This is a genomic window from Sorangium sp. So ce363 (assembly GCF_051520435.1).
Taxonomy (GTDB): domain Bacteria; phylum Myxococcota_A; class Polyangia; order Polyangiales; family Polyangiaceae; genus Sorangium; species Sorangium cellulosum_B.
The window spans coordinates 262,752-273,500 of record NZ_CP150333.1 but is presented as its reverse complement, the minus strand read 5'-3'; the positions used below and the strand labels follow the sequence as shown (position 1 = coordinate 273,500).

8 protein-coding genes and 1 pseudogene are annotated in these 10,749 nt (G+C 70.8%); 8 read left to right on the top strand and 1 reads right to left on the bottom strand.

Annotation, left to right across the window (positions count from 1 at the left end; translation table 11 throughout):
• Positions 1-31 precede the first annotated feature (31 nt).
• Positions 32-703 carry a hypothetical protein gene (locus WMF12_RS01095; protein WP_437860030.1) on the bottom strand — a complete coding sequence of 224 codons (672 nt, stop codon included), beginning with the start codon at positions 701-703 and terminating at the stop codon, positions 32-34.
• Positions 704-858: 155 nt separating this feature from the next.
• Between WMF12_RS01095 and WMF12_RS01090 the strand changes: the two genes are divergently transcribed.
• The 8 genes and pseudogenes from WMF12_RS01090 (at position 859) to WMF12_RS01055 (ending at position 10,706) form a co-directional block, all read left to right on the top strand.
• Positions 859-3,036, top strand: a complete 2,178-nt coding sequence (locus WMF12_RS01090; RefSeq protein WP_437860029.1) for a DUF362 domain-containing protein — start codon at positions 859-861, stop codon at positions 3,034-3,036.
• Between the two features lie 91 nt (positions 3,037-3,127).
• Positions 3,128-3,766, top strand: coding sequence for a regulatory protein RecX (locus WMF12_RS01085; protein WP_437743702.1), 639 nt, complete (start codon positions 3,128-3,130; stop codon positions 3,764-3,766).
• 102 nt (positions 3,767-3,868) lie between these two features.
• Positions 3,869-4,117: pseudogene (locus WMF12_RS01080) on the top strand (PAS domain-containing sensor histidine kinase); the annotation flags it as partial.
• 74 nt (positions 4,118-4,191) lie between these two features.
• Positions 4,192-4,647 (top strand): sensor histidine kinase, encoded by a 456-nt coding sequence (locus WMF12_RS01075; RefSeq protein WP_437860028.1) that lies wholly within the window; start codon positions 4,192-4,194, stop codon positions 4,645-4,647.
• 67 nt (positions 4,648-4,714) lie between these two features.
• Positions 4,715-5,131: a GAF domain-containing protein gene (locus tag WMF12_RS01070; protein WP_272097267.1), complete on the top strand. Its 417-nt coding sequence runs from the start codon at positions 4,715-4,717 to the stop codon at positions 5,129-5,131.
• A gap of 248 nt (positions 5,132-5,379) precedes the next feature.
• Entirely contained in the window at positions 5,380-6,609 is a 1,230-nt protein-coding gene (locus tag WMF12_RS01065; protein WP_437860027.1) for a radical SAM protein, read from the top strand.
• Positions 6,610-6,962: 353 nt separating this feature from the next.
• Complete coding sequence (locus WMF12_RS01060) at positions 6,963-7,589, top strand: L-2-amino-thiazoline-4-carboxylic acid hydrolase (RefSeq protein ID WP_437860026.1); 627 nt, start codon at positions 6,963-6,965, stop codon at positions 7,587-7,589.
• Between the two features lie 279 nt (positions 7,590-7,868).
• A complete protein-coding gene (locus WMF12_RS01055; protein ID WP_437860022.1) occupies positions 7,869-10,706 on the top strand; it encodes a hypothetical protein in 2,838 nt (945 codons plus the stop codon).
• Positions 10,707-10,749: the final 43 nt, after the last annotated feature.

Sequence of the window (10,749 nt, the reverse complement as noted above, 5' to 3'; positions counted from 1 at the left end):
GCGGCGCCCCGACGACCGGGCTCGCCGCGGCTCACTCCTTCGTGAACCTCATGTAGTGCTTGATGGGCCCCGAGGCGTCCGCTCCCGCCGATACCGGGAAGCCTCTCGTGAACGAGGATCCCTGCGCGCAGAACGGGTTCTCCTCGGGCTCCTCGCCCTCGGGCTCGATGGCCAAGATGGAGCCGGAGACCGACCAGGTGCCCATCGACGGCGTCGTGATCCGCCCCAAGACAAACGTACACGCGCAGTCGGCGCCCGCATGAGCACACTCCGCCGAGGTGAAGGGCGACTCCTTCCCAGCTGCAGCCCGCTGCATTTTCACGCTGAGCTGCGCGCACGTGTTCGGGATGTCCTCGGCCGCGAGGCACGCCGCAGGGTACACCACCTTGATCGGCCCTTGCTGCGTGATGGTCGTGACATAGGTGTTATCGGCCCGGAATTCGGCGCGTCCGCTCACCACCATGGCGCTGATGTCGATCTCCGCGTCACACCCCTCGTCGAGGTCCTCGAACATCGAGGGATCCAGGCACGCCTCATCCATCGTCCACGTTCCTGTCGGATCGCCGCCGCACGCCGCGACCAGCCCGCAGGAGGGGCCCTCTTCCTTGCTGTTTCCCTCGTCGTCGACGCTGCCGCCGCACGCGGACAGCGCCAGCAGGGTCGTCACGATCACGGCCGAGAACACGCCAGAAACGGATTTCATCCCATCCTCTATTCGCAGGGATTCTCTATTGGAAGTAAATTCCACGCCAGCAGGGCCACACATCCGTTCATTCCGCGCCTGCGCTGGAACGCATGAGCTGTATCAAAATTCTTCCTTCTCGCCGCCGTCGTTTCGCCCCATCGTGCTCCGCGAGCATGAACACGACACGGGCGATCCACGGTCGCCGGGCGCGGCGCTTTTCCCTCGCGATCGCGGCGCTGGTCGCCGTCCTCGCGGGCTGCGGGGACCGGTCGCAACAGCCGGGCGGACCTACCAGCGACGGCGGGCCCGCCGTCGCCGCGGCGGCGCCGCCCGAAGCGGCGGCGTCCTCGCCCGCGCCGGCACAGACCGCCTCCTCCTTCGCCGCCGCCTCCGCGCACCCGGCCGTGCCGACCGCCGTCCCGAGCGCGTCGAGCGACGTGGTCGCGGGCGCGTCGCAGCGGTACGAGTCCGGGCCCTCGGTGATCGCGTCGGACAGCATCGACGGCGCCGCCCTCAGGAAGCGGCACGTCGAGCGCATCAAGGCCGACGACTCGCCCGTCACCGTGCTCCGAGGCCAGGGTCCCCTGGAGCTCGGCAAGCGCATCTGCGAGGCGGTGGTGCCGAGGCGCCCCGCGGCGACTCCCGTGCTCCTCAAACCCAACATCTGCGGGTTCGACAGCGTGAAGGACCCTGCAAAGTCGAAGGGCGACGACGGCGTGACCGGCCGGATCACCCAGCCGGAGTTCGTTCGAGGCGTCGTCCAGTGCCTCAAGGCGCGCGGACACACGAAGATCACGATCGCCGAGGGCTGCGGCCACTCGCACAAGTTCTGGAAGGACATCGCGCAGCGCACCGGCTATGAGGCGATGGCCGCGGAGGAGGGCGCCGCGCTCGTCGCGATGGACGACGACGGGGTCTACGACGTCGCCGGGGACAGGCCCGGAAAGCCCCTCGCCATCCGCGGCATCCAGACAACCCACGTCCCGACGCTGCTCATGCCGAAGGTGCTGGCAGAGCACCTCGACCACGGGCTCTTCCTGTCGCTCCCCCGGCTCAAGATGCACCGGTACTCGGTCATCTCCGTCGGTATCAAGGGCATGCAGGGCACGGTCATGCTGTCGGACAGCGCGCCGGCCTACAAGCAGAAGTGGAGGATGCACAGGGAGCTCAAGGCGTACCTGGACACGAAGTCCGCTGGCCAGGAGGATAGAGCTCTTTACTTATCGTCGCTCCGCGTCTTCGCCGAGCGCATGGTCGACGTGCTCGAGATATCCGCGCCGGACGCGGTGCTCGGCGACGGCGCGCCGGCGATGGGCGGAGACGGCTTCCAGGTCCTCTACCCCACGGCGGAGATGGTGGCCATCGGCGGCACGAACCCGGTGCGGGTCGACCGCGTGGCGGCGGAGCTCCTCGGCGTCTGGAACAGCCCCGCGCTCGCGCGCGAGCTCGGCGGCCACCGGACCTCGCCGCTCATCGACGCCGCGGCGAAGCGCTTCGGGCTGGATCTCAAGGCGACGGCGATCACGGGAGACGGGGCAGATCTCCTGAAGGGCCCGAGGCCCGTGCATTACAAGGCGATGGCGCCCTTCCGGCTCGACTGGGAGCCCGGACAGGCGCCCTTGCCCGGCGGGCCCGCGAAGGGGCTCGATCCCGCGCCGCCGGCCTCGCCGAAGGCGCCCGAGGGGAAGCAGGGCGAAGGGCCGGGCGGAGTCCCCGCGAAGCCGGAGGCACACGCGTCGCCTCTTCCGCCGGGAGAGCAGGTCGTGCTCGACGGGAAGGCCGACGACGCGGCCTGGAGCCGCGCGAAGGCCGTGCAGTGGGACACCGACTATGCCGGCAAGCCCACCGGGTTCCCCACGCGGGCGCGCTTCCTCTGGTCGAAACAGGGGCTCCACGCGCTCTTCGAGCTCTCGAGCGCGGGGCTCAACACGGATCGCTCGAAGCCCGTCGGCACGGAGCGAAAGGGACTTTATAAAGAGGATTGCATCGAGCTTTTCCTGACGCCGGCCCCTGGCTCGCCAAGGCGGTATTTCGAGGTGGAGATCGGGCCGTTCGGCCATTTCTTCGATATCGCCATCGACCGCGACGCGCGCCTGGAAGACACGGCGTGGTCGAGCGGCGCGACGATCGCGACGAGCCAGGACGCGCAGGCGCGCACGGCCGTCATCGAGGCGCTGCTGGCGGCGCCGGGGATCGTTGGCGCGCTCGCCCCGAACGCGCGGCTGCCCATGAACCTGTACCGGATGGAGGGCAAGGACCCACGGCATTACCTCGCGTGGAGCCCGCCCCGCACGAGCAAGCCGAACTTCCATGTCCCCGAGGCGTTTGGCGTGCTCGTGCTCGATCCGTGAGACAAGGCAGCGGGCGCCCCGCCGCGGCCGGGAGCAGGCGGGGTGAGCTGGCGCTTGCGGTCCGCGCGGGGTGCGCCATCGTCCCTCGTGCATGCCGATCATCACGGGAATCGCCCCCTCGCCTGACAAGCCTGGCCACGTCGTCATCCTGGTGGATGGGGTCCCCTTCGCCACGGTGCCCGAGCAGGCCGCCGCCGGCCTGACCCCCGGCCAGGAGAGCCCCGGGGCCGCGGCAGAGCCGCCGCGAAAGGCCGGCGAGGCCGCGCAGAAGACCTACGAGCGGGCGCTGCGGCTCCTGTCGTTCCGTGCGCGATCGGCCAGGGAGCTGGAGAAGCGCCTGATCGAGAAGGGCGAGCCCAGGGAGCACGTGACGACCGCGATCGAGCGCCTCACCTCGAGCGGGCTGCTCGACGACGCGCGCTTCGCGGAGGCCAAGGCGCGCTCCGGCATCGTGGGCAAGCCCCGGTCGCGCCGCAGGATCGAGCAGGACCTCGCCCGCAAAGGCGTCTCGCGCGACGTGGCGGACGCGGCCATACGGCAGGTCATGGCCGAGGAGGGAACGGACGAGTCCGCCGTGGCCGAGCGGGCGGCGCGCAAGAAGCTCCGCTCGCTCTCGGGGCTCGCTCCGGCGGAGCAACGGCAGAAGCTCTATGCTTTCCTCGCGCGCCAGGGCTATTCGCCCGACGTGGCGCGCCGGGCGCTGCGCGCGGTGCTCGACGCGCCGCCGTGAACGGCGCCGGCGCGCCGGCCTCTCCGCGGTGCGGCGGATCACCCGGGCAACCAAAACACGTTGTTTTTCTGCCCTTCTCCCGCCACCTACAGCAAGCTACTCATGGTCGTCGGCTTCGAGATCACCGATCAGGTGCTCGCGCGGCGCCGCATCGAGCAGCTGAGCCAGCACCGAGAGGAGCTCATCGCAGCGCTCGCGAAGACGAACCAGGAGCTCGACCAGTTCGCTTACGTCACCTCGCACGACCTCAAGGCGCCCCTCCGGGGGATCGCGAACCTGTCCGAGTGGATCGAGGAGTCGCTTGCGGGGAAGCTGGACGGCGCGACGCAGGAGTACATCCACCTCCTGCGCGGGCGCGTGCGCCGCCTCGAGGCGCTCATCGACGGGATCCTCCATTACTCGCGGCAGGGCGCCTGCGCGGCGACGTGGTCAGCGTCGACACCGGCCATCTGCTCGCGGAGGTCGTCGAGCTGCTCTCGCCGCCCGAGGGGGCCCGGGTCGACATCGCGCCCGGGATGCCGACGATCGCCGCGGAGCGCGTCCCGATGCAGCAGGTGTTCCAGAACCTCATCAGCAACGCCCTGAAGCACGCGCGCTGCAGCGACGCGCGCGTCGAGGTGACGTGGGAGGACGCCGGTGCCTACGTCGAGTTCGCCGTGAGCGACAACGGGCCCGGCATCGCGCCCGAGTACCACGAGCGCATCTGGGATCTCTTTCATACGCTCGAGTCGCGCGACAAGGTGGAAGGCACCGGGATAGGGCTCTCCGTCGTGAAGAAGATCGTGCAGAGCCGCGGAGGGAGCGTGTCCGTCTCGTCGCGCCCCGGCGCAGGAGCCACCTTCATCGTGCGCTGGCCCAAGCGGGTGAAGGACGAGGCCTGACAAATCCGGCGCGTCCCGCGAGCTGCCCCGGGTTGACGCAGGCCCCGCGACGGCCGAAGGTGCGAGCATGCATGCGCGCCGAGAGTCGTTGGAGCCGTGGCTTCGGAGCTTCGTCGCCGACAACGGGGGTATCGCTGGCACGGTGCACCTCGTCGAGGGCGATGCGCTCGCGCTGGCCGCCGCCGTGAACATCCCCGAGAAGGTGCAGGAGATCACGCGCCGCGTCCCGCGGGGCAAGGGGATGGCCGGACTCGCCTGGGAGCGCGACCAGCCCGTGCAGACGTGCAACCTGCAGACGGACACGTCCGGCGACGTGCGGCCCGGGGCCAGGGCGGTCGCGGCGCAGGCGGCGGTGGCGCTGCCCGTGCGCGACGCCTCCGCGAGCGTGCGCGCCGTCGTGGGGATCGCGTTCGCCGGCGAGCGCGAGCTCGGTCAGGACGAGCTCGATCGGCTCGCGCAGGGCGCTGGCGCGCTGCCGGCCTGACAAGAGCGCTCCCGCGCCGGCCCACCTCGCTGCCCGCCGCAGCGCCGCTGTCCTACCGCGCCGCTGCCCGCCGCAGCGCCGCTGCCCGCCGCAGCGCCGCTGCCCGCCGCAGCGCCGCTGCCCTACCGCGCCGCTGCCCGCCGCAGCGCCGCTGCCCTACCGCGCCGCTGCCCAGCTGTACCGCCACGCCACCGCACCACAAGGCCCTTGTTTTTGGCGGCTGCGATGCTAGCGATGCCCGCTCTCCCATGGAGACGAACGGACGCAGCGCCCCGAAAGCCGCGATCGACGCTCCGCTCGACGCGCGCGATCCGGACGCCCGCCCGCACGTCCGCGTGGAGGACCTCGTGCGCGGCGCCGCGAACGAGCCCGCGTGCGAGCGCGCCGCGGCCGGGCCTGGCGAGGGCGGCGCCATGGGCGAGCCCCTCACGGCGAAGCTCGCCCGCCGCACCGTGCCGGGCGCGCTCTACGAGCCCGGTCCCGAGCAGGGGTATCTCCGGTGCACCGCGTGCGCGCACCGCTGCGTCCTCGCGCCGGGGCGCGCGGGCGCGTGCGGGATCCGCTTCGAGAAGGACGGCGAGCTGCGCGTCCCGTTCGGCTACGTCGCGCGCCATTACGTGCGCTCGGTCGAGACGAACACGATCTTCCATGTGCGCCCCGGCGCGAGGTCCCTCACCTTCGGGATGTTCGGGTGCGACCTGCGCTGTCCTTATTGCCAGAACTGGAAGGTCTCCCAGGCCCTCCGCGAGCCGGAGGGCGACGGCGAGCCCATCGACATCAGCGCCGCGGATCTCGTCGAGGTGGCCGTCGCGGCGGGCTGCGGGGTGCTCGCGAGCGCCTACAACGAGCCGATGATCACCGCCGAGTGGGCGCGCGCCGTCTTCGCCGAGGCGCAGCGGCGGGGGCTCGTCACGGCGCTCATCTCGGATGGCAACACGACGCCCGAGGCGCTCGCGTACATGCGCCCGGTCGCCGACGTGTTCCGCGTCGACCTGAAGGGGTGGAGCGCGGATCAATACCGGACGCTCGGCGGCCGCGTCGAGCCGGTGCTCGCGGCGATCGGCGAGGCCCGGCGCCTCGGCTACTGGGTCGAGGTCGTGACGCTCGTCGTCCCCGGCTTCAACGACAAGGCGGCCGGCCTCCGCGCCCTCGGCGCCGAGATCGCCGGGGTCGACCCCGACATCCCCTGGCACCTCAACGCCTTCTACCCGCGTTACAAGATGCGCGATCGCATGACGACCGACCCGGCGTTCCTCGTGGACGTGGCGGGCGTCGCCTACGCGCGGGGGATGAAGTACGTCTACGTCAGCAACGTGGCCGACCGCGTCCGTGAGCTCTCGCATACACGCTGCCCCGCCTGCCACGAGGTCGTTGTGCGGCGGTTCAACTACGAGACGCAGGAGGTCCTCCTCTCCGGCGGCGCGTGCCCTTCCTGCGGGACGCGCGTGCCCGGGCTGTGGGGACCGGCAGCGCCGTAGCGCCGCACAGGCGGACGCCCGGCTCCTGCCGAGCCCGCGAGCGCATCGCCGCCCGGGAGCCGACTGGGCCTGTTGCTGAGAGGTTTCTGCCTCATTTCACCAGACGCCCTGTCCAGTGCTCCGCGCATCCCGGCAGAGCCATATTGCGTCCCTACCGAACTCCCCCGATCGCAGGAGCATCGCTGACCCTCTGGCCGCACAGGCCGGCTGGAACAGGCTCCGCCCGCTGATCGGACTGGCCTGCTGGCCGGCCAGTCGATTGGCCGGCCAGCAGGCCACTTCAGCCGGCCACTCCGATCAAAGAGCTCCCACAAGGAGGCTTGCCGCGGCGCCGCATGTGGTAAATTTCCAGCATGTCGTCGCCGTCCGAACGTCTCGCACAGATCCTTGCGGAAGGCCGAGTCATCGCGACTCGCGAGCTCGGCGAAGCGTGTGCGGCGGAGCTCCACACGCACGCCAAGCAGCGGTATCTCGCGCTGGAGGCGACGATGCCGCAGTTCCGGAGCAGCACGAATCGCAAGCTCTTCGAGCTCGGCCCGCCGGTGCTCGCGATCTACCAGGCGCTCCTGCACGACCTCGGCGTGGATCGGGAGCCGGCCCTGCGCATCGCCGAGGACATGCTGCTGGCCTTCTACCGCAAGCAGCTGAACCGGAGCCCGCTCCTCGGCGCCGCCATGGATGTGATGTTCCGGCTGAAACCAGCGCGGAGCCTGCTCATGATGAGCCTGCGCGCGGACGAGCCGGAGGGCATCCGCTTCGACGAGGCCAGCGGCACCGGCGCGCTCCTGGCCTTCGACGTGCGCGCGTGCCCGATCGTGGCGTTCGCGCGGCGGCACGGCGCGCCGGAGATCGTCCCCATGATCTGCCGCCTCGACGACCTCAAGGTGAAAGAGCTCCACGGCATCGAGCTCCACCGCACGGGCACCCTCGGCACGGGCGCCGAGCGGTGCGACTTCCGGTACGTGACGGCGAAGAAGTAGCGTCGCGCTCCGCGGCCGGCGCAGAACGCACATGGGCTCACCACCCGTCGCTCGGGTGCGCCGGTGGGCTGCGCGCGTCGCCATTCAATGCTTGCCTCATGACGCGCTGCACCCCTGAAAAGGGTCATGATCGTGAGGCGGTGTACGACGTGCGCCGCGCGCATTTCAACATTGAAACATAAATGCTCTTTCCTGGATCCCCAAAGAGCGTGTCCGTGTTAGTTGTTGAATGATCACTCGATCCCCGATCGCCTGAAGTCGCTTTCTCGAGGAGGTCATATGAAGTCATCGTTCGCCCTGCGAAGGGTCGCTGGCGGCCTTTTGTCCGCCGCGGCGTCGTCTCTTGTCCTCGCGGCCAGCGCCCCCGCCCTGGCCGAGCCGTCTTACACGCTCTTCGAGAGCGGGCAGGTGCGCCCGCTCGCGCTCTCTCCCGGCGGAAACCTGCTCTTTGCGCTCAACACGCCGGATGGCCGCCTCGAGGTCTTCCGCGTCCAGCACGGCGCGCTGGTCCACCGGAGCTCGATACCGGTCGGGCTGGATCCGGTCGCCGTGGCGGCGCGGAGCGACACCGAGGTGTGGGTCGTGAACCACCTGTCCGACAGCGTCAGCGTCGTCGAGCTGTCCCCTGGCGGATACGGCGGCCGCGTCGAGCGCACGCTGCTCGTGGGCGATGAGCCGAGAGACATCGTATTTGCGGGCCCCGGGCGGCGCCGCGCGTTCATCACGGCGGCGCACCGCGGCCAGAACAACCCGAACGATCCCGAGCTCACCACGCCGGGCGTGGGCCGGGCCGACGTCTGGGTGTTCGACGCGAACCACCTGGGCTCGTCGCTCGGCGGCGAGCCGCTCGCGATCCTCACCCTCTTCACCGACACGCCGCGCGCGCTCGCCGCCACGCCCGACGGCGCGCGCGTCTACGCCGCCGGCTTCCACTCGGGCAACCGGAGCACCGTCGTCACCGAGCTGCTCGTGCCCGACGGCGGCGCGGCGAACGGCGGCTCGCCGGGCCCGATGACCAACGCGTTCGGCGACCCGGCGCCCGAGGTCAGCCTCATCGTGAAGTTCGACGGCGCGCACTGGGTCGACGAGCTTGGCCGCACCTGGGACGACACGGTGCGGCTCTCGCTGCCCGACAAGGACGTGTTCGCCATCAACGCCATGGCGACCCCCCCGCGGCCGATCGCCGGGCCCTCGGGCCATTTCACCGGCGTCGGGACGATCCTCTTCAACATGGTCGTCAACCCGGTGAACGGGAAGGTCTACGTCTCCAACACCGACGCGCGGAACGAGCAGCGGTTCGAGGGCCCCGGCGTCTTCGCGGGGCAGAGCCTGCGGGGCCACCTCCACGAGAGCCGGATCACGGTGCTCCGCCCCGGCAACGCCCCCCCGCGCGTCGCGCCGCGGCACCTCAACAAACACATCGATTACTCGGCCTGCTGCGCCCCCACGCCGAACGCCGAGAGCGAGGCGAGCCTGGCCCAGCCGGTCGACATGGCCGTCACCAGCGACGGCGCGACGCTCTACGTGGCCGCGCTCGGGTCGAGCAAGGTCGGCGTTCTCGGCACGGCCGCGCTCGAGAGCGACACGTTCGTGCCCGACGCTTCCGACCACATCGAGGTGAGCGGCGGCGGCCCGTCGGGGCTCGCGCTCGACGAGGCGCGAGGCCAGCTGTTCGTGCTGACCCGCTTCGACAACTCCATCTCGATCGTCGACACCGCGACCCGGGCCGAGACAGCGCACGTCGCGATGTACAGCCCCGAGCCGCCGAGCGTCGCGCTCGGGCGGAGCTTCCTCTACGACGCGCGCACGAGCTCGGCGCACGGCGACTCCTCGTGCGCGAGCTGCCATATCTTCGGCGACTTCGACAGCCTCGGGTGGGATCTCGGCAATCCGGACGAGCCGGTCACGACCAACCCGGGCCCCTTCGTCGGCCCGCTGCTCAACCTCTTCACGCAGCAGCCGATGCCCCAGGAGTTCCACCCGATGAAGGGCCCGACCACGACCCAGAGCCTGCGCGGCATGGCCAACCACGGCCCCATGCACTGGCGCGGCGATCGCACCGGCGGCAACGACGCGCCCACCGCGCAGCCGGACAGCGGCTCGTTCGACGAGCGCGCCGCGTTCATGAAGTTCCAGGCCGGCTTCACCGACCTCCTCGGCCGGAGCGGCCCGATCCCGGCCGCTTCCATGGAGGCGTTCGCGGACTTCATCCTGCAGGTGACCTATCCGCCCAACCCGATCCGCCGCCTGGACAACTCGCTCACGCCGGATCAGCAGGCCGGGCGCGACACCTTCGTGAGCGGCAACCTGGACGGCACCGCCATCTGCAATGGCTGTCACGTCCTCGATCCGGAGGGCAATCCCGGCGTCGACAAGCCGGGATTCTTCGGAGCGAACGGCAACATGACGTTCGACTTCCAGCCGCAGCTCATCAAGACGCCGCACCTGCGCAACATGTACCAGAAGGTCGGGATGTTCGGGATGGCCGCCCCGCTGTTCGGCATCCTGCCCGGCGACAACGATCCCAAGGGCGACCAGGTGCGGGGGTTCGGCTTCCTGCACGACGGCAGCTTCGACACGCTGTTCCGGTTCTTCCGCGGGATGGGCTTCTCGCCGTTCACCGGCTTCACCAACCAGTTCGGCACCTTCCCGGACAACCCGAACGGCCTGCCGGACTCGCCGGCGGGCGACGCGGTCCGCCGGCAGCTCGAGTCGTTCCTGCTCGCCTTCGACTCGAACGTCGCGCCGATCGTCGGCCAGCAGGTCACGCTCACGACCGGCAACCAGGCCGCCGCCGATCCGCGCGTCGATCTCCTGATCGCCAGGGCGGACGCCGGCGAGTGTGATCTCGTGGCGAAGAGCCACCTGACCTTGCAGGAGATCGGCTTCCTTCACACCGGAGCAGGGCAGTTCGTCGCCGACCGGATGGCGCTGCCGCCGATCCCGGACGCGGTGCTCCGCCAGATCGCCCTCGCGACGGGGCGACCCCTGACCTACACGTGCACGCCGCCGGGCTCGGGCTACCGCATCGGCCTCGATCGCGACGAGGACGGCTTCCTCGACGGCGACGAGCGGAGCGCCGGCAGCGACCCGGCGGACCCGGCCGACACGCCCTGAGCTCCGCCTCGCGGCGCGGCGCGCGGCCGGCGCCCGCTGGCCT